The organism is Solirubrum puertoriconensis (genome assembly GCF_001483135.1).
Lineage (GTDB): Bacteria > Bacteroidota > Bacteroidia > Cytophagales > Hymenobacteraceae > Solirubrum > Solirubrum puertoriconensis.
Window position 1 is genome coordinate 564457 of the sequence record NZ_LNAL01000003.1, and the last position, 23915, is coordinate 588371.

The window sequence follows — 23915 nt, forward strand, 5'->3', positions numbered from 1 at the left end:
GCGGTTTTTATTTTGGGCGTTGGCAATTGCAGGGGCGGGTTGTGGCAAGCAGGATATTAAAGAATCAAAACCTAGCAGTTAAGAAATCTATAAGATGCGGCTCGTCCGTAGGTAGGGCATTAGCAAAGTCGCTAACTTTCGGTGTATTGCTTTCCCACCTGTGCCCGCTTACCCCAAGCTTTCCGTCGTCATCGTCAATTACAATGTCTGCTACTTTCTGGAGCAGACGCTGTTATCGGTGCGCCGTGCAGTCGAAAAGCTTGGTGAGCCGGTGGAGGTGTTTGTGGTCGATAACAATTCCGTCGACCGCTCGGTGGCCATGGTGCGGCAGCGCTTTCCGGAGGTCATCCTCATCGAAAACCAGGACAACCCCGGCTTCAGCAAGGCCAACAACCAAGCCCTGCGCCAAGCCAAGGGAGAGTACCTGCTGCTGCTGAACCCCGACACCGTGGTGGAGGAGGATACCTTCCGGGCCTGCTGCGAGTTCATGGACGCGCACCCCAAAGCCGGCGGCCTGGGGGTGAAAATGCTCGACGGGCAGGGCAAGTTTCTGCCCGAAAGCAAGCGCAGCCTGCCCACGCCTTGGATTGCCTTCTATAAAGTGTTCGGCCTGGCAGCGCTGTTTCCGAAGTCGCGCAAATTTGGCCGCTACCACCTAGGGTTTCTCGACAAAGACCAGACGCACGAGATAGAGGTGCTGAGCGGCGCTTTTATGCTAATGCGCAAAGCGGCGCTGGAGCAAGTAGGCCTGCTCGACGAAGACTACTTCATGTACGGCGAGGACATCGACCTCTCGTACCGGCTCACGCAGGGCGGCTGGAAGAATTACTACTACCCCGGCACCCGCATCATCCATTACAAGGGCGAAAGCACCAAGCGCACCTCCGTAAACTACGTGTTCGTGTTTTACCGGGCCATGGTCATTTTCGCCCAAAAGCACTTCGCGCCCAAGCAAGCCGGCGCGTTTTCGCTGCTGATCAACTTTGCCATTTGGCTGCGCGCCGGGGTGGCCCTATGTCGGCGCTTCTGGGATAAGGCCTGGCCCGTGCTGCTCGATGCGCTCATTATCCTGGGGGGCATGTACTTCCTGAAGGATTACTGGGAGCAGAACCACAAGTTTGTGCCCACACCGTACCCGCCGCAGTACATGCTGGTGGCCGTGCCGGCCTACATTGTGGTGTGGCTCAGCTCGGCCTACCTCAGCGGCTCTTACGACGAACCCGCTAAAACCTCGCGCATCGTCCGCGGCATCTTCATCGGTACGGTTCTGATTTCGGCCATATCTAACTTTCTGGATGCCTGGCGTTTTTCGAAAGCGTTGATCATCCTGGGTGGTGTGTGGGCGGTGGGCGCCATGGTGGCGCGGCGGGTAGTGCAGCACTTTATCCGCTACCGCGACCTGCGCCTCTCGGAACAGCCGCCCAAAACCATTGCCATTGTGGGCTCCGAGGTCGAAAGCCAACGTGTGCGCAGGCTCCTAGGTGCGGCAGCCGTACAAGCGCGCATCCTGGGCTTCATCAGCCCCACCGACGAGGGCTCGGCCGCCGATACGCCCACCGACCAACTGGGCTCGTTGCGCCAGCTGGGTGAGGTGCTGCAAATTTACGACGTGACGGAGCTGGTGTTTTGCGGTAAGGATCTCACGGCCAGTCAGATCATGGGCAACATGGTGCAGCTGCAGGATACGCACCCCGAAGTGGCCTTCAAGATCCTGCCCGAAGACAGCGACTACATCATCGGCAGCTCCTCCAAGGATTCGCCGGGCGACTATTACGCCCTCGAAATTGAGCTAAACCTCTACAAGCCACAGCAACGCCGGGCCAAGCGGCTGCTTGATATCGTTATCAGCCTAGCCGTGCTGGTTGGTACGCCCTTGGTGCTGTTGCGCCAGCGCAACGCCCTAGGTGGTTTTCTGCGTAACGTGCTGCGGGTGCTGCTGGGCCGGCGCACGTGGGTTGGGCTGCGCTACATGGCCCCGCGCACGGGCACGCCACGGGCCGTGTTTTCGCCCGCCGATGAAGCCGTGCACGCCAACTTCGCCATGAACGATGCTACGCGCCGCCGCCTGGAGCTGATTTACGCCCGCGACTATTCGCCCGCCGACGACTTGCGGCTGGTGTTGCGCAATTTTCAGGTGCTGGGGCAAGAGTAGGAGCGGCTAACCTAGGGGCTGCGCATTTGGTTAGTGGGTCAGGGTTTGTGCAAAGCAGGCCAAAGGGCTATACTGCGTACCTTTGCGCTTTCCCCATTTCCCACTCCCAAGTCTGCATTCTCCCCATGTCGAACGCTGCCGAAACGCTAGCACCCTCGTTCTTATCCGACCGCATTAATGCGTTGGAAGAGTCGCAAACCATTGGCATGGCCAAAAAGGCCCGCGAGCTAGCGGCCCAAGGCGTCGACGTAATCAGCCTCAGCTTCGGCGAGCCTGATTTTCAGACCCCCCAATACATCAAAGACGCGGCCAAGAAGGCCATCGACGACGGCTACACCTTTTACACGCCCGTGCCCGGCTACCCCGAGCTGCGCGCTGCCATTGCCGAAAAGTTTAAGCGCGACAACAACCTCGACTACAAGCCCGAAAACATTGTGGTGAGCACCGGTGCTAAGCAAAGCATTGCCAATGCGGTGATGAGCTTGGTAAATCCCGGCGACGAAGTGCTGATTTTTTCGCCCTACTGGGTTAGCTACGAGGAGATTGTGAAGTTGGCCGAAGGCACGCCCATTAAGCTGGTGGGCACCCTCGAAAACGACTACAAAGTAACCGCCGAGCAGCTCGAAGAGGCCATTACGCCCCGTACCAAGTTGGTAATGTACTCGTCGCCGTGCAATCCTACGGGTTCGGTATTCTCGCGCGAAGAGTTGGCCGCCATTGCCGAGGTTGTGGCCCGCAACCCCCACGTGTACGTAATTGCCGACGAGATTTACGAGTACATCAACTTTGTGGGTGAGCACGTGAGCCTGGCGCAGTTCGCGGAGGTGAAAGATCAAGTAATCACCATCAACGGCTTCTCGAAGGGCTATGCCATGACGGGCTGGCGCATTGGCTACTTGGCTGCCCGCAAGGAAATTGCCGCCGCCTGCGAGAAGATGCAAAGCCAGATTACCTCGGGTACCTGCTCCATTGCGCAACGCGCGGCTATTGCTGCCCTGCAAGGTGGCCGCACCTCGGCAGACGAGATGGTAGAAGCCTACCGCCGCCGCCGCGACCTGGTGCTGGAGATAGTGCGCGACATTCCGGGCCTAAAAACGCCCACGCCGAGCGGGGCTTTCTATGTGTTCCCCGAAGTGTCGTCGTTCTTCGGCAAAACCACACCCGGCGGCCAAGTAATCGAAAACGCCTGCGACCTGGCCATTTACCTGCTCAACGACGGCCACGTAGCCACCGTTGACGGTGGTGCTTTTGGTGCCCCGCAGTGCTTGCGCATGAGCACCGCCGCCGCCGATGAGAAGCTGCGCGAAGCCTTCCGCCGCATCAAGGTTAGTCTGGCGAAGCTGGTTTAATCAGCGCCTGAAGCGCCCTAGGTAAAAAGCCGCACCCAAACAGGGTGCGGCTTTCTTATTAGCGTCGCGCTGTTTTGCTGTGCATTGCCGTGGGTTAAATACCTAGGCCGCACACTACCCGACAGTGGATTATCTTTGCGGCTTCATTCGCTTTTCTGCTTTCCGATGCCTGCAGCCGCTTTGTCGTCGTCCGCCACGCTTACCGATCTTTTCGCCGCTTTCAACGACCTGACCGTGCTCATCGTGGGCGACGTGATGGTGGATGCCTACGTGTGGGGCAAAGCCGGGCGCTTGTCGCCGGAGGCACCGGTGCCCATTGTGAATGTAACGCGCACCGAGCAGCGCTTAGGTGGTGCGGCCAACGTGGCCCTGAATGTACAAGCCCTAGGTGCTACGCCGCTGCTGTGCGCCGTGATTGGCGACGATGCCGGCGGCGACCAGCTGCTGCACCTGCTGCACGAGCGGCACCTGCCCGCCGATGGGTTGGTGCGCAGTGCGGAGCGGCCCACTACGGTAAAGCAGCGCATCCTGGCCCACGGCCAGCACCTGCTGCGCATCGACTCGGAAGTTGAAACCGACCTAACGACTACGGAAGACGCCGCCCTGACGGAAGCCTATGAACAGTTGCTCGACCGCGTCGATGTGGTCATCTTCGAAGACTACGACAAAGGGGTGTTAAATGCTGAGCGCATCGCTCACTTCATCGACTTGGCGCGCCGCAAAGGCGTACCAACAGTGGTCGATCCGAAGAAGCGCAACTTTCTGGCGTATCGCGGCTGTACGCTCTTCAAACCCAACCTGAAGGAACTGCGCGAAGGCTTAAAGCTGGAGTTTGCCGATGGCGACAAAGCCGGCCTAGAAAACGCCGTGGCCGTGCTGCGCCAACACTTGGCACCCGAAATGGTGCTCGTTACGCTCTCGGAGCGCGGCGTCTTCTGCGATGCAGCTACGGGCCCGGTGTACCTGCCAGCCCACGTGCGCGCCATTTCCGATGTTTCCGGCGCTGGTGACACAGTAATCAGCATTGCCGCGCTGTGCGTAGCCCTTGGTACCAGCCCCGAAGCTATGGCCGCCTTGGCCAACCTAGGCGGTGGCTTGGTGTGCGAGCAAGTAGGAGTGGTGCCGATTGAGAAAACCCGCTTGCTGCAGGAAGCCGAAACAGCGGAAGTGCTGTAACGATCAGCCATACCGTGTTTCTAAAGGTGTCATCGAGCAACAATCCTAAGGCACTGCCAACGTTAGGGGTGGAGTAGTTTAGGAGCTTCTGCCAAAGCCGCTTGTGTACTTGCTGACAGGGTAAAGCAGATGCCGACAAACAGCAGGTAAGCAACCGCTAGGCTCGGCAAGCGGCCTTGTAGCTTCGGCCAAACGCTATGCCAACCAAAGCACGCTAATGTCAGGAGTAATAAGTGCATGGTTAGCAAATACCGGCACTCCACTGGCATCGGTATCGAAACACCAGCGGGTGCTAAAACGGCCGCAATTATCACGCAATGCAGAAGGGTAAGTTGGCGCAACTGTAATAGAATGAACAAAATAGCGCCAAACAGCAAAGTGTAGTTTATGCAAGCCAATACCGTAGTCGAGGTGTATACGCGGTATAGATAAGGGGTAGGATAAAGCACATCTATACCGTTGAACGCATGCCTGAAATACAGTGCCACCGCATCGAGTGGATGAGCAAGCATGAACTTGACGTACTCTCCGTACGAATCTATCTTCTGGTTGGGGTCCTGTCGAAGTAAGTGAAGGCCTGCAGGATCCAAATATTGTACTGCTGCATTGGTGTAATCGACGGCAATGCTAGTCTCATACTTCTGAACGGAGAAACCATCGTTAATCTTCTGCAGATATAAGTCGCCGTTCTTCACCATCACCGGATCGTCCAAATCGATACCAATTACCAGTGGGGTATCTTTTTGGAACTTGTGGTGATTGATATACCACTGCGGAGCACATGGCAAGGCAAAGCCAAGCCCGAATGCCAGTCCGAATTGCATCACCGCTACAGGCCAAATATTTGTCTGGCGTACAGCAGTGATGGTGCCTAGTAATGCTACAAATGGCAGCACCACTAAGTATACCGGTCTGAAATTAATGCTAGCTGCTACTAAAACACCGGCGAGGAAAGCCCATGCAGGAGTTCGTGGGAGAAGCAGCAGATACAGGCCGCTAACCAAGCAAGCCACCGCCGGGAAATCAGTAAGGGTGTAATTGAAGTAGTCTCGCCAGAGTAGAAAGCCGGCCAAGACAAATACGAGCTTGGGCAACGGCATTACGCGTCGGCCAGTTGCCAATTGCCACAATGCTGGAATTGCCACTCCGAACAGAAATCCCGCCAACAGGGCCCCCAGTACCTTGATAATTGCTTCTTCCGTTATAAATGCGGAATCAGTGCTTGCGGCAACAACAGGCACGTAAAGCAACGGGAACAAATACCCGCGCAAGGCGCTATCGAACCTTAGCAGTAAGGGTACTTCGTTGGAATGGTACAAGGTGTGAGCCAGCTTCATGTAGCCCCCGGCATCGTACACTTGCATGTGGAAACGCGAAGTGAGTACATGAATGCCGAACAGCAGGCTGGTGCCAATAAACCAGATCCAAGAGCGACTAGTAAACTTCGAGAATCGCGTAAGCACTAAGAACAGGTAAAATCAACCCAATGCTACTAGCTATTAACTGGTAGCATTGGGCCGGTGCGAATATTAAGCAAAAGTTTATGTGCCTTAAGCCAAATCCTGACGCATGCGGGTGCTGTGCTCCTTCACCGTTTCCACAAACACCTTTACGCGGTCGGGGTTGGTATCGGGGTACACGCCGTGGCCTAGGTTGGCAATGTGGCGTTGCGGGCCGAAGCGCTCCAACATTTCGATGGTAGCGGCACGTACTTGCTCCGGCGAGCCGTAAAGGGCGCAGGGGTCGAGGTTGCCTTGCAGGGTTTTGTCGCCTACCAGTTGGCGTACGGCCTTGGGGTCTTCGTTCCAGTCGAGGCCGATGGTGCGGCAGGGCATCTGGGCGAAGTCGTGGTGGGCGAAGAAAGCGCCTTTGGCAAACACTGTTACGGGCACGTCGGCCGGCATAGCGGCGCAAATTTCACCGATGTAGCGGGCCGAAAACTCGTGGTAGTGCTGGGGGTTTAGGATACCCGCCCACGAGTCGAACACCTGCACCATGTTGGCACCAGCCTCAATTTGGGCGCGTAGGTAGGCAATGGTGGTACCGGTAATCTTTTGCAGCAGCTGGTGCGATAACGCCGGATCCTGAAACAGCATGCGGCGCGCCTTGCTGAAGGTTTTGGAGCCGTGGCCTTCTACCATGTAGGCCAGGATAGTCCAGGGGGCGCCAGCAAAACCGATCAGCGGCACGCGGCCACCTAGGGCTTTTTTGGTGACGCGAATTGCCTCGAGTACGTAGCCTAGGTGCTCCTCGGGGTCGGCTACGCGCAGGCGCGCCACATCGGCCGCCGATTTCACGGTTTCCGGAAACAGCGGGCCGCGGGCTTCCACCATTTCGTAGGTGAGGCCCATGGCTTCGGGCACTACCAGAATGTCGGAGAAGATGATTGCCGCGTCGACATCGAGCGCGTCGATGGGCTGAATGGTTACCTCGGCCGCGAGGTCGGGCGTTTCAACCAGTTCCTTGAAACCGCTCAGCTTGGCGCGCAACGCGCGGTACTCGGGCAAAATGCGGCCAGCTTGGCGCATCAGCCATACAGGAGTACGTTCGGTTTGTTCGCCGCGGGCGGCACGCAGGATCAGGTCGTTCTTAAGCATCAGATATGCGGTTTCGGGCCGCAAAGATAGCCTACGGATGGTTGTGCTGTTTGGATGATAATTATCAGCTGCCGTAACGGGGCGAAAGTTTAATCATCTGCTTTCGTGAAGCGCTAATTATCAGCTCTCGAACAGCGCCTTAATGGCCGAGGCCAAGAAGTTTACTCCGATAGCCAGCGTAATAAAACCCATGATGCGCGCCAGCGCCGCCATGCCCGGCCGACCTAGGAAGCGCGTAAGCCGCAACGACGACAACAAAATCATGTAGCTGGCCAATGCTACCAGCACAAAACCGAACACGATCATACCCATATCGACGTAACTAAGCCGCTCAGTAAACAAGCTGATACACACCGCAATGGAGCCTGGGCCCGAGAGCATGGGCATGGCCAGCGGCGTAAAGCTGATGTCGTCTTTGTGCAAGCTTTCTTCGAGGGCGGCGGGGCCTACCCGGTCGCGGTTGGCACCGGGCGTTAGTAAATCGAACGCCGAGCGCATCAGTAAGATGCCGCCCGCAATGCGCAGGTGGTGAATATTGATGCCGAAGAAATTGAGCACATACTGCCCAGCAAAAAACGACACCCCCAATACCGCCACCATGTAGATGCACGCACGCAAGGCGGTTGCGGCGCGCTGGTGTCCGGTATCAGCTTCCGTAAGCGTCAGAAATACGGGCATTGCGCCGAACGGATTAACAACCGAGAACAGCGTAGTGAAGGTGGCGAGCAGTATCTCCATGCAGCGGGCAATATATTCCGGCTAAAGGTAGGCGAGAAGCGCATACGGTACCGATTTTGTTGGCTTGGGGAAGGAGCATTTGCGTATGCATACTGCCGGGCTTACGGCTCGGTACTCCTTCTCCTTCCCCCGTACTGCCATGACTACCCTTCCTCCCGACCACAACGCTCCCGATGCCTCCACGCCGGTGGTAGGCATTATCATGGGTAGCCAATCCGACCTGCGCGTGATGAACGTGGCGGCCGAGGTGCTGCGCCAGTTTCAGGTGCCCTTTGAGATTACGCTGGTGTCGCCGCACCGCACGCCGCACCGCTTGGTAGAATACGCCGAGTCGGCGCGCAAGCGCGGGCTGCGCGTGGTAATTGCCGGTGGAGGCGGGGCGGCCCACCTGCCCGGTATGGTGGCGGCCTTCACCACGCTGCCGGTTATTGGCGTGCCCATCAATGCAGCTACCAGCATTGCCGGGCTCGACTCAGTACTCTCGATGCTGCAAATGCCCGCGGGCGTGCCCGTAGCAACCGTAGCCCTCGACAACGCTGCCAACGCCGCCATCCTGGCCGTGCAGATGCTGGCCATTGGCAATGCCCGCTTAGCTGATGCGCTCGAAAAGTACCGGGCCGCCCTGCGCGACAAGGTAATGCGCACCGTAGACGAGCTGCGCAAGGGTGGCCTCGACGACTTCTAATACTGCTGAGCTTCTGACCTCAGTGCAATTGCCCGCGCGTGGGCCACTCATTTTATAATAGGCGCTGCAACTTACTTCCCCGGGCGTAGTACAATAGCTCAACTGCCTCTCTCAACCCACCTGTGCTAACCTTTCTGCTAACCTTGTTTACGCGCGTGCTCGATGGCTTAGTGGCCATTGTGGGCACCGCAGCCCTGGTAGCCACGCTGCTTCCGCTGGTACGCCGCGAGGCGTGGTGGATCAGGGTATTCGATTTTCCACGCCTGCAAGTAGTGGGCGCCCTCGTGGTGGCGCTGGTAGGTGGCGTGCTGCTCAGCTTCTGGCAATTCGATTGGCTGGGGCCGCTGTTCGTGCTTACCATGGCCGGGGCTATTGTGTACCAGCTGGCGCGCATCCTGCCCTACACCAATTTACTGCCTAAAAAAGTGCTCGACAGCAGCCGGGCAACTACCGACAACGATAACCACCTGAGCCTGCTGGTTACCAACGTGCTCATGACCAACCGCGACGCCTCGCGCTGCCTAGGTGTCATTCAGCGTTGCAACCCCGACATCATCTTGGCCGTGGAAACCGACCAGTGGTGGCTCGAGCAACTTCGCTCCCTCGAAGAAACCCACCCGTACACGGCCTACGCCCCGCTGCCCAATACCTATGGCATGCTGGTGTTTTCGCGGCTGCCGCTGCACAACCCCGAAATCCGGTTTCTGCTCGACGACGACATTCCGTCGTTTCATGCGCAGGTTGAGATGCCCAACGGCCAATTGGTGCGCATGTACGGCTTGCACCCCAAGCCGCCGACACCGCAAGAGTCGAAAACCAGCACCAAGCGCGATGCCGAGCTGCTGCTAGTAGGGCACCAGATTGAAGACCACGACGGCCCCACCATCGTGGCCGGCGACATGAACGATGTGGCCTGGTCGCACACTTCCGAGTTGTTCCGGCGCATCAGCCGCCTGCTCGATCCGCGCATGGGCCGGGGGCTGCTGCCTACTTTTCATGCCGACTACCGCCTGCTGCGCTGGCCCCTCGACCACGTCTTCCATTCGGGCCATTTCAAGGTGGCTAGCATCGAGCGGCTGCCGCACATTGGCTCCGATCATTTTCCGATTTACATCCGGTTGAGCTACGAGCCGCACGCCAAGATGCAGCACCTAGCCAACATGGAGCGCCCCGACGAAAGCGACTTTCAGGAAGCCGCCGAGAAGATTCAGAAAGGCTTTGAAGAGGAAACCGAACAAGAGGCCGCCGAGGTAAAAGGCCAGCCTCAGCCCGTACCCATTGAGCTGCAGCAACCTGCCCGGCCGAGCGCGCCGTAGCGCACCTAGGGCCGCGGCATCAGCGTTCGTACAAAAACTGCATTTGCTGGGTGTTCACGGAGTTGGGCACACGCCGCATCACAGCGTTGCGTAGCGTTACAAGCCACGGCTGCGAGAACTGTGCTACCTGCCCAAGCTGCCACGACTGCCGCACAATGCGCGTGGTGCGGGGCAGGCGTCGTTGCTCGAACAATCGGAAGGCAGCATGCAAATTGGTTTGCTCGCGCAGGCATTGGGCCAGCATAGCCGCGTCCTCAACGGCTTGCCCGGCACCCTGGCCCATGTTGGGCGTGGTAGCGTGGGCTGCATCGCCGAGCAGTAGCACGCGACCGTAGGCAAAATGCTTTAGCGGCTTCAGGTCGATGATGTCGCCCCAAATAACCTGCTCGTCGGTGGTAAGGGCCAGCAGTTCCGGAATAGGAGCATGAAAGTTGGCGAAGTGCTGCTGCACATCGGCCAGCCGGAAGCCTTTGTACACCGGGTTCTGAGGCGTTTTGCTGTTGATGCAGGCAAACCAATACACCTGCCCATTGCCGAGCGGTACCATACCAAACCGCCCCGCCGCTCCCCACGACTCGGTGCTTCGCCCAGCCAAAGTTTGCAGTGCTGCACCATCGGTAACACCGCGCCAGCACGTGTAGCCCGCGTAGCGCGGCTGCGTGTGGGGTAGCAATTGCAGGCGTACGCGCGAGCGGATGCCATCGGCCGCCAGCAGCGCATCGGCTGCGGCCGAGCTGCCATCGGCGAAGTACGCAGTTACTTGATTGTCGTGCTGCTCAAAGCGCTCCAGCGGTTTGCCTAGGTGCAGCACGCCCGGAGGCAGGTGCTCGAGCAGTACGCGCTGCAAATCGGCCCGGTGGATGGCGAGGTTGTCGTAGCCGAGGCGCTCGGTAAATGGGCGCGTGTCGATGTCGTTGAGCACTTGGCCGTGTTCATCGAGCAGGCTGATTCGCTTAACGGCGAAACCAGCGGCGTGTACGGCATCGTGCAGGCCTAGGTGGCCCAGGGCCTGCATGGCATTGGCTCCGAGCACAACGCCGGCGCCTATCTCGCGCAGGCTAGGCGCTGCCTCGTACACGTCAACTTGATGACCCTGCCGGTGCAACGCCAAGGCTGTAGTGAGGCCCGCAATACCGGCACCAATGATCAGGAAATGCATGGCGCAAGGTAGGGAAGAAGGCCGCAGCAGTGGTTCGGCTAGGCTACCAACTACTTGCTGCTTTGCTGTAACGCTTGTGGGCGCAGGATTTGGAATTTGGTGGGTATTTATAAATAGTTAAATTAAACATATGATTAGTTCAAAATAATAGTTGCAAGGTGCTGGGTCGGTGCTGGCTGTAATGAACTTACGGCCACCGGGCAGCGGTTGGAGCCATGCAGCTTACTCAACTCCATCTGCGCATGACTGCCTTTGCTACTTTTTTAATTGCAGCCGCTTTACTCGGCCCCCTGCAAGTCACGCTTGCGCAAGCAGCTACCCCGTTCGACCCTGCCGCATTACCCGCCAAAGCAGCGCGCACCGCAGCATTTGTGCCTACTGGCTGGTTGCTGGAGCGCCAGATTTCCGGAGATTTGAACGGTGATAAGCGCGCCGACCCTGTGTTGGTGTTGGTGGAGCGGCCTTCGCCTACTGCCCCCGAAGCACGCCGCGAACGGGCTGTGGTGGTACTATTGGCCGATGCCACCGGGCAGATGCAGCGGGTAGCGGCCTCGGGCAAAGTGCTCTACGGCATCGGTGGACCTGATTTGCTCGTCAGCTCCGATAAAATTCCCGAAATCAAAATCGACAAAGGAGTACTGACGGTGCGACACATTTCGGGCACTGAGCAAAACCTCGAGTTTACGCACCGCTTCAGCTACGAGCCCAGCACCAGCAAAATGCGCTTGGTAGGCGAGGAGCAGATCAAGAGCAACCGCCAGACACTCGATACCACTATCAAAACCACCGACTACGTTACGGGCAAGCAGCGCTCCGAACGCGTGTTCCGCGACCCCGCCGACCCAGCCGGGCAGCGCCAGCTTACCTCGCGCAAGGATGTAACCGTACCCACCGCCACCAAGCGCTACCTCGAGGACGTGGACGTTCGCAAAACCACCGCCGAATCCAGTATTAAGTGAGCCTGCTAACGCAGCGAAATCGACGATAAGGGGGCGCAACCTCAGCTTAGCCGTTGCGCCCCCTTATTTTTAGCTTATGCTCTACACAGCCCTGCAACTGCTGATTGCAACTTCCCTAGGTCAGCCAACTACCGTGAGCCCCATGCAGGCAGAACACCGCGTGCTTGATGCCAACCGGCTACCCGCTACGGCTGCACAAGTAGCAGCCTTTGTGCCGAAGGGGTGGAAGCTAGAACGGCAACTCTCGGGCGACCTGAACACCGACAAGCGCCCCGATAAGGTGCTCATGCTAATTGAGCAACAATCGCCTGACCCGCAAGATGACACCCGCTACCGGGCACTAATGGTGTTGCTGACCCAGCCCGACGGCAACTTGCGCCGCGTGGGGGTAGGGTCAAAGCTGCTCTACTGCACCAGCTGCTTTGGTGCCCTAGGTGGCGAAGGCATCCAGCCCGAACTGAGTATTGAGCGGGGCGTGCTGCTGGTGTCGCACTACGCGGGTTCGCGTTGGGCCTACAATGTGCTGCAGCGCTTTCGGTTCGAACCGAACAGTAGCCGCGTACGACTCATTGGCGAGGATTATACCAGTGTCGACCGGGCCAACGGCTCCAGCAAAAGCCTCAGCACCAACATGCTCACTGGCCAACAGGTGCTACAAGTGCAACCCGCCGAGGGACAGCCGCAGCCGGCGCCGCAGCGCCGCACGGTGCGCGTACCCAAGCTGTACCTCGAGGACGTGGACCCCGAGTCGGAGCAGTCGATGAGCTGGACGCCTAAAGGCTTCTTGGGCTAAGCAGTTACCGGCAGGCTGCCGCACCTAGGAGGGTAAAAAAACAAAAAGGCCGGGGAGCAGATCCCCGGCCTTTTCGCCACAGTTCGCGGTTGGCAGCAATTACTTGTTGCCGTCCACTTCTTCGTAATCTACGTCCGTCACGTTGTCGTGCGGGGCGCCTTGGGCCTGCTGGCCGTTGCCGCCGGGCTGGCCGCCCTGGAAGCCGCTGGCGTCGCCGCCGGGGTAGCCCTGCGGGCCACCTTGCGCGCCGCTCTGAGCGTACATCTCCTGCGAAGCCGCCTGCCAAGCAGCGTTGATGGCCTCCATGGCCGAGTCAACGCGGGCTACGTCTTTGCTTTCGTGGGCCGAGCGCAGATCAGCCAGTGCCGATTCGATAGCCGATTTGTTGCCGGCGCTCAGTTTGTCGCCGTACTCTTTCAACTGCTTCTCGGTCTGGAAGATCATCGAGTCGGCCTGATTCAGCTTATCGATACGCTCGCGCTCGGCTTTGTCGGCGTCGGCGTTGGCCTGGGCCTCCTGGCGCATGCGCTCGATATCGGCGTCGGACAGACCCGACGAAGCTTCGATGCGGATCTTCTGCTCCTTGCCGGTGCCTTTGTCCTTAGCCGTTACGTGCAGGATACCGTTGGCGTCGATGTCGAAGATTACTTCGATTTGCGGAACGCCACGGGGTGCCGGCGGAATGTCGGTGAGGTGGAAGCGGCCGATGGTGCGGTTCTGCGAAGCCATCGGACGTTCGCCCTGCAGTACGTGAATTTCTACCGAAGGCTGGTTGTCCGAAGCCGTCGAGAAGGTTTCCGATTTCTTCGTCGGGATGGTGGTGTTGGCTTCGATGAGCTTGGTCATCACGCCGCCCATCGTCTCGATGCCGAGGCTCAGCGGGGTTACGTCGAGCAGCAGCACGTCCTTCACCTCGCCCGTCAGTACACCGCCTTGGATGGCAGCGCCCACGGCTACTACTTCGTCGGGGTTAACGCCCTTCGAAGGCTTCTTGCCGAAGAACTTCTCTACCTCTTCCTGGATGCGCGGAATGCGGGTGGAGCCACCTACCAGAATCACGTCGTTAATGTCCGAAGCCGACAGACCAGCGTCTTGCAGAGCCTTGCGTACGGGCTCCATCGAGCGGCGAATCAGCGAATCGGCCAGTTGCTCGAACTTGGCGCGGCTCAGCTTCACCACCAAGTGCTTGGGGCCGGTAGCCGTAGCGGTGATGTAGGGCAGGTTGATTTCCGTTTCCGTCGACGACGATAGCTCAATCTTGGCTTTCTCGGCGGCTTCCTTCAAACGCTGCAGGGCCATGGCGTCTTTGCGCAGGTCCATGCCTTCGTTTTCCGAAGCAAACTGATCGGCCAAGAAGTTGATGATAACCTGGTCGAAGTCGTCGCCACCTAGGTGGGTGTCGCCGTTGGTGCTCAGCACCTCAAACACGCCGTTGTCGAGCTCGAGGATGGAAATATCAAACGTACCACCGCCGAGGTCGTACACGGCCACTTTGTGGTTCGAGTGGTCTTTGTCGAGGCCGTAGGCCAGGGCAGCAGCCGTGGGCTCGTTGATGATGCGCTTTACATCGAGGCCCGCAATGGCACCGGCTTCTTTGGTAGCCTGGCGCTGGGCGTCGTTGAAGTAAGCCGGCACGGTAATAACCGCTTCGGTTACGGGCTGGCCGAGGTAGTCTTCGGCGGTTTGCTTCATCTTCTGAAGCACCATGGCCGAAATTTCCTGCGGGGTGTACTGACGGTCGCCAATTTGCACGCCCACGGTGTTGTTCGAGCCGCTGGCCAATTGGTACGCCACGTGCTTGGTTTCCTCGGTTACTTCCGAGAAACGGCGGCCCATGAAGCGCTTAATCGACTGAATGGTGTTATGCGGGTTGGTAATAGCCTGGCGCTTGGCAGGGTCGCCTACCTTACGTTCGCCTTTGCCATTATCGAGAAAGGCCACAATCGACGGCGTCGTACGGCGGCCTTCGCTATTCGGAATTACAACCGGTTCGTTGCCTTCCATTACGGCCACGCACGAGTTGGTCGTGCCGAGGTCAATACCGATAATCTTTCCCATTGGTATGGATGAGTAGGAGTGAAGGTGTCTTAGTTTAGCAAGCTGCCCTAGGTGCGGGCGGCTGCGGGGCTAGTTACAAGCAGCGTACCAAGGCCAAAACCTGCCGTTTTGGCTGTCAGATTGTCACCGGTGCTGTGTTTGAGTTAGCCAGTTGCTGACGAAAATTGTCTTACGGGAAAGCGGAGCCGACAGATGTTCAGAGTTGTACGCAGCGTTTGGCGCAATTACTCAAGCTACCTCTGTGATTAAAGTCGATTCTATAACTGGAGCCTATGCTACGGCCGCTCCCCGATGCGCTGTAGCGCCCGTGCCAATCGGGCGAGTAATTTGGCGGCATGCATTCATTACTCACCTACCTGCACCGGTTTGTGCCGCAGCTTACCGATGCCGAGTGGGCGCCGCTTGCTGCCGTTTTGAAAACTGAGCGACTGATGCGCGGCAGCTATTTCGTACAGGCCGGGCAATACCGCCCCCAAGTGGCGCTGGTGGTTAGCGGAGCCTTACGCTTGTTTTACCCGCGGCCCGACGGCGAGGAGCGCACCACCTATTTCTTCTTCGAAAACCACTTGCTGGCCGATTACCCCAGCTGCCTAACCGGCCAGCCCAGCCAACTCAGCATACAAGCCCTGACGGACACCGAGCTGGTGGTGTTCGACTACGCGGTGCTGCGCGGGTTGTACGAGCAGTTTCCGGTGTACGAAAGGTTTGGTCGTCTCGTGGCCGAGTACCACTTGCTGGGCACCGATGCGCGCTTGGTGGAGCAACTGCTGCTTTCGCCCGAAGAACGGTACCGGGCGTTGCTGACCTCCGGCAAGACCAAGATCCTGGAGCGTATTCCGCAGCACTTGGTGGCCAACTACCTAGGCATTACGCCCGTGTCGTTGAGCCGAATAAGAGCCCGCGTGGCGCGCGGCGAGTAGGTTTTCTTAGCTTTTGTTATCGTCGGCCATAGGTGGGTGGCCAGACCTTTGGAGTGTTCACTTTACAATTCCGACGTGGTCATGAAAACCCTGCTGAAAACCGAAGAACTAGCCGAACTGCTGCTGGCTGTAGCTGTGTTTGCCCACCTGCCCTACGCCTGGTGGGTGCTGCCCGCTGCTTTTCTGCTGCCCGATTTAAGTGCCCTAGGCTACCTGGCTGGCCCGCGGGTAGGCGCCATCAGCTACAATGTTTTCCACCACAAAGCCTTGGCTATAGCCTGCGGCGTTGCGGGCTGGGTTTTGGGTGTTCCTGGGTTGCTATTAGCTAGCACGGTATTGCTCACGCATGCTTCCTTCGACCGCCTGCTTGGCTACGGGCTTAAGTACGCAACTGGCTTTCAGGATACGCACCTAGGGCGCATTGGGCGCGCGATGCTTCCGCAGCAACAAACTGCCTAATTGCCCTACCCATGCTGCTGGCGTACCTAGGGCATTACGCTACCTAGGCGCGAGCTGCGAAGAACATGAAACTGCGATAGGAGGGAGCAAAAATGCACTAATGGTTTGCTGCCACGCCTCGCGGTGCTTGCGCCAATACGGTTCGTGTCCGCTGCCGGCAAAGTCGTGGCGCTGCTTGGGGCCACTTAGGGCCGCGAAGATGGCATCGGTTTCCTGGCGCGTCACGCGCGGGTCGGCGGTGCCCCACATAAGCAACGTTGGCATCGTGATGTTGGTCGCGTAGGCTTCGGCAGAAAGGTCAAACGCCCAAAAGCCGTTTTGTACACCACCCCAAAACACCAGCAAGTTGGCCATTGGGAAAGCCGGCACACCCATCGAGGCAAAGCGGTTCTGGGCAGTTTGCAGCATGCTGCCGTAAGGGCATTCGATAATGTTAGCCGCGGCTTGCACACCTAGCTCGCTTTCGGCCCGCAGAATAGCTACGGCGCCCATGCTCACACCGTAAAGCACCACGCGCTGCCTAGGTTGTTGCTGCTGTAACCAGCGCACCACCGCGGCCACATCGTACGATTCGCGGTACCCCACAGTGATGCGGTAGCCCTCGGAGCCGCCGGCACCGGCAAAATCGGTGAGCAGCACCGAATATCCTAGGTGGCGGAAGTAGGCAGCTTCGCGGAGCAGGTGCGATTTGTCGCTGGTGTAGCCGTGGAACAGCGCCACGGTGCCACGCGCTTGCGGTACCGGGCTGTACCAGCACTCGAGCTTACCGTTGGGGCTGCTGATGTAAAACGTGCGGTAAGCAAAGGCTGGCGGCTGCGCATGAATAGGCTTGGGGTTGCGAATGCCCGTGGCTAGTACCCACAGCTTATCGGCCAACGATAATTGTTCCGGACTGATCGTGTGCCGGCCCGGTTGGGCCGAAAAGTGCGTAAAGCGCCACGCATGATTGAACGCAACCACGTTGATCAGCACGAAAAGCAACAGCGCCGCTCGTACCAGCCAGTACAAACGGCGCCGCTGCTTTGATGTGGAATGGCTAACGCGAGCCACGCGTACCCCGGCCTGCTGATGAGGAGCCATTGCCCGAGCGGGTTGGGCCCGCAGGCCTACCACCTGAGCGCGGTGCAGTGCTGCCTCCGGTGGGTTTGCTGCCCCGCGGAGCAGCACCAGCCGAGCGGCCACCACGCGCGCTACCCGGCCCATCGGTGGAGCGGCCACTGCCGGCGCTCTTGGGGCCTCGCGATGCACCAAACTTGCCACCTGTGCGGGCGGCCTGCGCGGCTTTGCGGGCAGCCACCTTCTGTTCAAAATTGGGGTCGTAGCGCTCGGTGGGCTTTTTGCGAGCCGGAGCGGTTTCGCCGGGCAAGTTGGCCGCTGTAAGCTGCTTTAGGGTTTGAATTTCGGTTGCCGTAAGCTCGCGCCATTGCCCGGGAGCCAGCTTGTTTAGCGTAAGCGAAGCAATGCCGGCCCGAATTAGGCGAAGCGTTGGGAAGCCGACGGCGGCAGTCATTTTGCGCACCTGTCGGTTCATACCCTCCGAAATGGTCAGCTCAATCCAACTTGTGGGAATGTTGGCGCGGAAGCGTACAGGCTTGCTGCGCTCCCACAGGCCAGCTGGCCCTTCCGGCAGCAGGCGCACTTGGGCCGGCGCCGTAAAGCCATCTTTGATTTGAACGCCGCGGCGCAGCTGCTCCAAAGCTTCCTCGGTAGGTTCGCCTTCTACCTGCACCCAATAGGTTTTGGGTACTTTGTAGCGCGGCTCGGCCAACCGGAACTGCATCTGTTTGTCGTCGGTGAGCAGCATTAGGCCCTCCGAATCATAGTCGAGGCGGCCGACGGGGTATACGTCGGGCACCGCCACGAACTGCTTAAGGGTGGCACGGCCGGCCTCGTCGGTAAACTGGGGCAGGACTTCGTAAGGTTTGTTGACGAGGATGTAGCGCATATTGCCTCAAAGGTACGGCGTTCCGGATGGCACTCCGCCATGGCTGCTTGTATAGGTGCAGTACCGATGGGGCGCGGAGTGCTATTCGGCGCTAGTTTACCGGTGCTTACTCCAGCCAGTTGGCTACTTCGCGCCTAATCGAATCGAACTCACCAGCCAACACGAAGTTCCAGCCTAATTCAATGGCTTTTACTGCACGGCTCATTTCCTGCACATCGGCCACCTCAAACCCCGATTCCCGCTCAACCCACTCCGCGTATTTGCGGCCGGTGGTCAGCAGGTTATTTACGGCGTAAACCAGCGCACGATCGAGGGTCTGTGCTTTGGTCTCGGCTGCGGCTTCGGAGGGCTGCTCGCCATTGAGGTGCACATTCACGACCTCGAAGCAGTCCAAAATGTTCTCAGCCAAAGGCTGCACCGGCCGGAATCCTTTCTTGTCGCTGATCAGGAACAGCGTTTGCAAAAAATCGTCGGCCGAAGGCTTGTTCTTGGAAGTGCCAGCGTGGCGCTGAATGCGTTCGAGGGCGGTAGGGTAGTCCATGTTAAAGAGCAAAGTATAGAAACGGAGTAGCAGCAAAGATGCTCAGTACGACAATGTCCCCGCCTCTGCGCTGCCAAGTAGTGTAACTGTCAAAGCTATGTTCGTAATGACGCCACTTACGCGATTTGATAGAATGAAAGGGTAGCCAAGCGCCTACAGTACCACAGATGGCAACCAACATCAACGTTGCGGCTGAACTAAGTTGAAACCGGAGGTAGTCAAACAGAAGCAGGCTGGCTGCACACAACCATGCAATGGTTGGTATCAACATGAGCTTCGCTGCCCTATACAGTGAATCCTTGCGGTTGTATCGGCCTTGGTCATGGCCACCGGTGTACAACCATCGGTATAGGCGTCAAATCAGGTAAGAGTAGCCCCTCATCAAATGTGACAGTCTTAAATACTCCCCGAGTACCGCCGAATGGCCCACTCGGCCGTAGCCAACGCCAGCAGCAGGAAGAACAGCCACTTTTCGTCGATAATATCCTTAAGCTCTTCTTGCGTGTAAAGCACCGGCTTGAATTTGGCCTGTATTAATTGCTGCTCAAGCTGCTGCAGCTGCGCGGGGTAGTAAAGGCGGCCGCCGCTACGTTGCGCCAGTTGGTAGAGCATGTTGTGGTCGGCGCGCGAGGCTGCGGCTTCCAGTTGCTGCTCCTGCACCAGCAGCTCGCCGCGGTCTTCCTGGGCTTGGCCGGCTACGGTAGCGCGGGCGGTGTAGCGGTAGAGGCCACCGGGCAAGGTGCCGAGGTTCAGGGGGCCGCCGTTTTCACGGTTGGTGAAGTTGAACGTGCGCGGACGGTTTTGCTCGTCGGTGAGCGTAAGGGTAATGCGCTGCCCGTACACGCGCTCAAACACGGCATTGTACGTCTCGACACCTAGGGTTACCTCATCGGTGGTGTTGAATGCGTCCTGCGTGGGGTACACATCGAGGCGCTTGCGGCGGCTATCCTGCGTGAGCAGCTGCAGCAGGCGCGTCATCAGGCCATCGTAGGCGCTGGGCTTGTCGTCGTGGGTGGCGGCTTCTTCGAGGCGCCACTGCCAGCTGCCGTCGGTTAGCAAGGTGGCCTGCCGCTGGCCCGCCTGGCCGGCTACTACCAGCAGCGGGCGGGTGGTGCGCGTGCCATTTACCTGCTGACGCAAGATTACTTCTGCCCCCCCGCCTAGTTGCGGTGTGCCCACTACGGGCACTTGCGGATAATCCGTCAGGCGCGAGGCTACACCGGCATCTAGGGCAAAACGCGTGAAATTGGGGTTGAGCACGGGCGAAGCATCGGGGCCGGTGCCGCCGTTCACGCGCACGCCGGTACCTAGGTTGTTGTAGGCGCCTAGGTCGGATTGGGCGCCTAGGATGTAGAAGGCCGGCAAGCGGCGTGTGCGTACGTACTGCACAATGTCGCGGCCCTCGGCGGTGCGGCTGGGCAGTTGGTGTAGCACGGCCACGTCGTAATCTTGGTTAGCGCGCAGTGGCGAAATGCCGGGCAGCACCAGCGTCACGTCGAAATTGTCGTTCTGGATAAGCGCAGCACGCAGGGCTTTCAGGTCGGGGTGGGGCACGGCGCCGGCCAGCAGCACGCGCAGGCGGCCTTTCACTACTTCCACGTAGGCGTTGCGGGCGTTGTTGAGCAGCGTAAACTCGCCGGGCTGCTGCTCCACCAACACTTCGTAGCGGTGCTTGCCGGGGGCAGCGGCTGTCAGCAAAAATTGGGTGCGCTGCAGGCGGCGGTTGGGGTTGAGCTGCACCGTTTGGCGAGCCAGCACGCGGCCGTTCTCACGGATGAGCACATTAGCCGACCCGCTGCTAAAACCATCGTAGCCAATTTCGGCCTCGATGGGGAAACGGTTGCCCGAAAAAGCCACGCGGTTGTAGCGCAGGTCTGTTACGCGCAAGTCGCGGCGGGGCACGGTGTCACCTAGGGCCAGCGGGTAAATGGGGTAGGTGAAGTCGGCATACACAGGCGGGCGGCCCTGGTTGGCCAGGCCATCGGAGGCCAGCACCACGGCGGCCAGGTTACGGCCTTGGTAGCCCTCCTGCAAGCCCGTGAGCAGTTGGTCGAGGTTGGTGGCCGATTGGCGAAAGCGCAGTTGTGCCGCCTGCGCGGGCGAGGCTGTATCGAGGGTACGCAGCTGAACTTCGTAGCCAGCATCGCGAAGGCGCGCCGCCATGGCATCGAGGCCCGTGAGCGTACGGCGCAAGCTAGTCGTATCAGCGGTATAAAGCGGTACCGAACGCGAATCATCGACGGCGAATACCACGGTGGGTGCCTCCTCGGTGGTGCTGTTGCGCCGGATAATCGGACCTAGGAGCAGCCAGCAGAGGAGGCTCACCAAGGTAAAGCGCAGGAAGGCAAGGCCGTAGTTAACGGCTTTGCTCCAGGGTGCGCGTTTGGAGTACAGCAACGCCGCATAGCCAGCGCCTACGGCCAAGCACAGCAGGAGAAACCAAGGGGAGTAGGCGGTCGTCAGCAACGGGCGAAATCAGCAAGTGGAATACCAAGAACTCCACTGCAAGCTAAACGGTTGCGCGGCACGGAGTCGGAAGAGGCGTAAATAACGCCCGGTGCGCTAAGTTAGGCCGGATGAATCACGTCGGACCAATGCACCTGAGGTTATGCCTGGCCATCGATAAGCTTTACAAGGGATTTGCGCGGTATCCGTTAAACCCCGCGATGGAGGGCAGCCAATGTATGGTGCTGTGTTACATCAATGGAATCAGCAGCTTGCCGCTACTGCCTTGCGAGAGTTATCCGAAGAAGATCTGCGGATTTTCCACTTCAAAGTCATGACGACGTGGGGCGATGTAAATGACTTCAAGCACTTTTTGCCGCGCATCTTTGAGCTGCTTGCTCAATTTTCATTGGGGTTTGAAGAGTGGATAGCCTTAGATAAGCTCAACTACGGCAAGTGGCATACTTGGCCCCAGCAGGAGCAGGCTGCCGTGGCAGAGTATCTACTGGCCCTTTAGGATGAAATATTGACTACGTCCGACGAACGAGCGGATGCTTTCTGCGGTGACTACTTCGGAGCTATAGCAAACGTGTATCCCGATCTGAAGGAGTTACTGTGCCGCTGGGAGCAGGCACCCTCATCGGGGCTAATTAGGTTAGGACTTTTTGTCTACTATAACCTTGACTACCTGAAGAAAAACGGTCGGCTTTCGGCGCATGATAAACGGACTGATCTTGCGCCACAGGTGCTACAATGGTTAGTGGCCGACCAAATTGCAAGCAAAATAGAAACAGCCTTTTTTGCGGCGGCGGACCCATTCCTGGCAGAACAAATGTCAACAGCGGTACAAATGCTGGGGCGCTACAGCCCTGAGCGGTACATGGGTTGCTAACGCCTTGCCACCGTCACTAGCTCCTCCCTGTTGAACCTTTGCACCGGCTAAATCACGCGCCCCAGCAGTGCCACTTGCCTACCGTCTCGTTCGCGCATTTGCTGCTGTACTAAATGCGTCAAGGTGAACCTTTATTAGCTGCAATATACAGGATGTAATATTATGAAATTATTTGTTTAGTATAATTTTTTATAAAAATAGTTTAAAATGTTAAACTTGTTAACCTTAACTTATTGCAAGTGAATCTTTAACACCTTTTACGCAACGATTATGAAACACTCTCAACACCTCGGGTATGCTGCTTTACTACCTATGATTTTGCTGTTCGGAAGCTGTCAGAAGGCCGCAGACGAAGTAACACCTAATGTTCCTAGTGCCGATCCTATGGGGCAGTTAGCAGTTGGTGCCCAATGGGAACAAGGGGGGGCAGTAACAGGCTTGGATTGCCCCGTTCTGATGACTGTAGTCTCGATGGCGGTTACAGATCAGGGCGCTGGGACAGTTGCTCGCTGGGTTGGAAAAGCCACATGTCCGCCCGATAAGAAGCTGTCGTTTAGAGCAAGCTACACGAACGAAGCGGGTAATTACTTTGAATACCAAACGATTACCGAAACGGACGGGGATGTGAAGATGGTAACCTTCTACTTGCCATCTAAGCAATAGCTATAACTGAATATCGACACAGGCTTAGCAGTCCGTTACCCGCAAAATTGCTGGCATGGCGAGCATATGAGTGTTCACTGGTTGAAGCTCTACTTGGGTATGCACAGTAAAAAAGCAGCCGCTCCCTAGGGGGCGGCTGCTTTTTTACTGTGCGCTAGTTTTGCAAGAAAGAGTAAGATTATTATCCGCTTCGATTGCAGGATTAACGAAACCCTTTGATAAATACAGCTAGCTGCAAACCCTAGGTCAGCATGCCGCCGTCAACCTGCAGCACTTGGCCGGTGATATAGGCCGAGTCGTCCGAGGCCAAGAAGGCGGTGGCTTTGGCTACATCTTCGGGGGTGCCGCCGCGCTTCAGCGGAATGGCCTTGCGCCACTCGTCAACCACTTTTTGGTCTAGCTCGCCGGTCATTTCGGTTTCGATGAAGCCTGGGGCAATGGCGTTGCAACGGATGTTGCGCGAGCCTAGCTCCAAAGCTACCGACTTGGTGAAGCCGATGATGCCTGACTTAGAAGCCGCGTAGTTGGCCTGGCCAGCGTTGCCTTTGATGCCCACCACCGAGGTCATGTTGATGATGGAACCCGATTTGGCGCGCATCATGGGCTTGGTGGCGGCTTTCGTCAGGTTGAACACCGATTTCAGGTTCACATTCAGCACCTGGTCCCACTGCTCCTCGCTCATGCGCATCAGCAGGCCATCTTTGGTGATGCCGGCGTTGTTCACGAGCACATCCAGCTTGCCGAACTCGGCAATTACATCGTCAACGAGCTTTTCGGCTTGCTGATAGTCGGAAGCGTCGGAGCGGTACCCTTTTACTTTGGTGCCGAAGGCGGCCAGCTCCTGTTCGAGCTGCTGGCCCTTCTCAACGCTGGAGAGGTACGTAAAGGCAACCTGAGCGCCCAGTTGGGCAAAATGCTGGGCAATGGCCCGGCCAATTCCTTTCGAAGCGCCCGTAATCAGGGCTACTTTTCCGTCGAGCAGTTTGGTCATAAAGGCAAAGCTAAACCACTGGCGAAGCTTGCGCCGCTGATTTATCGGATTTTTTGTGCGAGCTAAAGTCCTGATCC

Annotated in this window: 22 protein-coding genes; 12 read left to right on the forward strand and 10 right to left on the reverse strand. The window is 58.1% G+C overall.

Features of this window, described 5'->3' with window-relative positions; genetic code table 11:
- Nucleotides 1-160: 160 nt before the first annotated feature.
- The 3 genes from ASU33_RS02895 to ASU33_RS02905 all read left to right on the forward strand — a co-directional run bounded on the left by ASU33_RS02895 (nt 161) and on the right by ASU33_RS02905 (nt 4677).
- Nucleotides 161-2152, forward strand: a complete 1992-nt coding sequence (locus tag ASU33_RS02895) for a glycosyltransferase family 2 protein (RefSeq protein WP_059067933.1) — start codon at nt 161-163, stop codon at nt 2150-2152.
- A 125-nt stretch (nt 2153-2277) separates the two neighbouring features.
- Nucleotides 2278-3501, forward strand: coding sequence for a pyridoxal phosphate-dependent aminotransferase (locus ASU33_RS02900; protein ID WP_059067935.1), 1224 nt, complete (start codon nt 2278-2280; stop codon nt 3499-3501).
- A 165-nt stretch (nt 3502-3666) separates the two neighbouring features.
- Nucleotides 3667-4677, forward strand: coding sequence for a bifunctional heptose 7-phosphate kinase/heptose 1-phosphate adenyltransferase (locus tag ASU33_RS02905; RefSeq protein WP_059067937.1), 1011 nt, complete (start codon nt 3667-3669; stop codon nt 4675-4677).
- Between the two features lie 62 nt (nt 4678-4739).
- Here the strand turns inward: ASU33_RS02905 and ASU33_RS02910 are convergent, their stop codons facing one another.
- The 3 genes from ASU33_RS02910 to ASU33_RS02920 all read right to left on the reverse strand — a co-directional run bounded on the left by ASU33_RS02910 (nt 4740) and on the right by ASU33_RS02920 (nt 8012).
- On the reverse strand, nt 4740-6041 hold the full coding sequence (locus tag ASU33_RS02910; RefSeq protein WP_149867005.1) for a hypothetical protein: 1302 nt from the start codon (nt 6039-6041) through the stop codon (nt 4740-4742).
- Nucleotides 6042-6227: 186 nt separating this feature from the next.
- Complete coding sequence (gene hemE / locus ASU33_RS02915) at nt 6228-7277, reverse strand: uroporphyrinogen decarboxylase (protein WP_059068352.1); 1050 nt, start codon at nt 7275-7277, stop codon at nt 6228-6230.
- A 117-nt stretch (nt 7278-7394) separates the two neighbouring features.
- Nucleotides 7395-8012: a MarC family protein gene (locus ASU33_RS02920; protein WP_059067940.1), complete on the reverse strand. Its 618-nt coding sequence runs from the start codon at nt 8010-8012 to the stop codon at nt 7395-7397.
- Nucleotides 8013-8151: 139 nt separating this feature from the next.
- Between ASU33_RS02920 and purE the strand changes: the two genes are divergently transcribed.
- Together purE and ASU33_RS02930 are read left to right on the forward strand one after the other, a co-directional pair.
- Nucleotides 8152-8697 carry a 5-(carboxyamino)imidazole ribonucleotide mutase gene (purE, locus tag ASU33_RS02925; protein WP_059067942.1) on the forward strand — a complete coding sequence of 182 codons (546 nt, stop codon included), beginning with the start codon at nt 8152-8154 and terminating at the stop codon, nt 8695-8697.
- Nucleotides 8698-8819: 122 nt separating this feature from the next.
- The gene (locus ASU33_RS02930) at nt 8820-10013 is read left to right on the forward strand and encodes an endonuclease/exonuclease/phosphatase family protein (RefSeq protein ID WP_059067943.1); all 1194 of its coding nucleotides are present in this window, start codon (nt 8820-8822) and stop codon (nt 10011-10013) included.
- Nucleotides 10014-10032: 19 nt separating this feature from the next.
- Here ASU33_RS02930 and ASU33_RS02935 read toward each other — a convergent pair whose 3' ends face one another.
- Nucleotides 10033-11172, reverse strand: a complete 1140-nt coding sequence (locus tag ASU33_RS02935) for an FAD-dependent oxidoreductase (protein ID WP_059067945.1) — start codon at nt 11170-11172, stop codon at nt 10033-10035.
- 242 nt (nt 11173-11414) lie between these two features.
- Between ASU33_RS02935 and ASU33_RS02940 the strand changes: the two genes are divergently transcribed.
- Nucleotides 11415-12131 carry a hypothetical protein gene (locus tag ASU33_RS02940; protein ID WP_059067951.1) on the forward strand — a complete coding sequence of 239 codons (717 nt, stop codon included), beginning with the start codon at nt 11415-11417 and terminating at the stop codon, nt 12129-12131.
- 76 nt (nt 12132-12207) lie between these two features.
- Complete coding sequence (locus ASU33_RS02945) at nt 12208-12924, forward strand: hypothetical protein (protein WP_059067953.1); 717 nt, start codon at nt 12208-12210, stop codon at nt 12922-12924.
- Between the two features lie 99 nt (nt 12925-13023).
- Here the strand turns inward: ASU33_RS02945 and dnaK are convergent, their stop codons facing one another.
- On the reverse strand, nt 13024-14982 hold the full coding sequence (dnaK, locus tag ASU33_RS02950; protein ID WP_059067957.1) for a molecular chaperone DnaK: 1959 nt from the start codon (nt 14980-14982) through the stop codon (nt 13024-13026).
- A gap of 335 nt (nt 14983-15317) precedes the next feature.
- Between dnaK and ASU33_RS02955 the strand changes: the two genes are divergently transcribed.
- Both ASU33_RS02955 and ASU33_RS02960 read left to right on the forward strand, forming a co-directional pair.
- Nucleotides 15318-15902, forward strand: coding sequence for a Crp/Fnr family transcriptional regulator (locus ASU33_RS02955; RefSeq protein WP_059067959.1), 585 nt, complete (start codon nt 15318-15320; stop codon nt 15900-15902).
- 81 nt (nt 15903-15983) lie between these two features.
- A complete protein-coding gene (locus ASU33_RS02960; RefSeq protein WP_059067964.1) occupies nt 15984-16361 on the forward strand; it encodes a DUF4260 domain-containing protein in 378 nt (125 codons plus the stop codon).
- Between the two features lie 39 nt (nt 16362-16400).
- On the opposite strand, the gene ASU33_RS02965 is transcribed toward ASU33_RS02960, so the two are convergent.
- The 4 genes from ASU33_RS02965 to ASU33_RS02985 all read right to left on the reverse strand — a co-directional run bounded on the left by ASU33_RS02965 (nt 16401) and on the right by ASU33_RS02985 (nt 21313).
- Entirely contained in the window at nt 16401-17441 is a 1041-nt protein-coding gene (locus ASU33_RS02965; protein ID WP_160328121.1) for an alpha/beta hydrolase, read from the reverse strand.
- A complete protein-coding gene (locus ASU33_RS20930; RefSeq protein WP_078062821.1) occupies nt 17398-18306 on the reverse strand; it encodes a pseudouridine synthase in 909 nt (302 codons plus the stop codon). The genes ASU33_RS02965 and ASU33_RS20930 overlap by 44 nt, the downstream gene beginning before the upstream one ends.
- Nucleotides 18307-18412: 106 nt before the next feature.
- Nucleotides 18413-18847, reverse strand: a complete 435-nt coding sequence (locus ASU33_RS02975; RefSeq protein ID WP_059067971.1) for a hypothetical protein — start codon at nt 18845-18847, stop codon at nt 18413-18415.
- Between the two features lie 396 nt (nt 18848-19243).
- Nucleotides 19244-21313 carry a VWA domain-containing protein gene (locus ASU33_RS02985; protein WP_286130393.1) on the reverse strand — a complete coding sequence of 690 codons (2070 nt, stop codon included), beginning with the start codon at nt 21311-21313 and terminating at the stop codon, nt 19244-19246.
- A gap of 214 nt (nt 21314-21527) precedes the next feature.
- On the opposite strand from ASU33_RS02985, the gene ASU33_RS02990 reads away from it, so the two are divergent.
- From ASU33_RS02990 to ASU33_RS03000, 3 genes are all read left to right on the forward strand, one after another.
- Complete coding sequence (locus tag ASU33_RS02990; protein WP_059067975.1) at nt 21528-21809, forward strand: hypothetical protein; 282 nt, start codon at nt 21528-21530, stop codon at nt 21807-21809.
- A 9-nt stretch (nt 21810-21818) separates the two neighbouring features.
- Nucleotides 21819-22184 (forward strand): hypothetical protein, encoded by a 366-nt coding sequence (locus ASU33_RS02995; protein WP_059067977.1) that lies wholly within the window; start codon nt 21819-21821, stop codon nt 22182-22184.
- 270 nt (nt 22185-22454) lie between these two features.
- A complete protein-coding gene (locus ASU33_RS03000; protein ID WP_149867006.1) occupies nt 22455-22847 on the forward strand; it encodes a hypothetical protein in 393 nt (130 codons plus the stop codon).
- Nucleotides 22848-23088: 241 nt separating this feature from the next.
- Here the strand turns inward: ASU33_RS03000 and fabG are convergent, their stop codons facing one another.
- Nucleotides 23089-23838, reverse strand: a complete 750-nt coding sequence (gene fabG / locus ASU33_RS03005; RefSeq protein ID WP_059067981.1) for a 3-oxoacyl-[acyl-carrier-protein] reductase — start codon at nt 23836-23838, stop codon at nt 23089-23091.
- Nucleotides 23839-23915 lie beyond the last annotated feature (77 nt).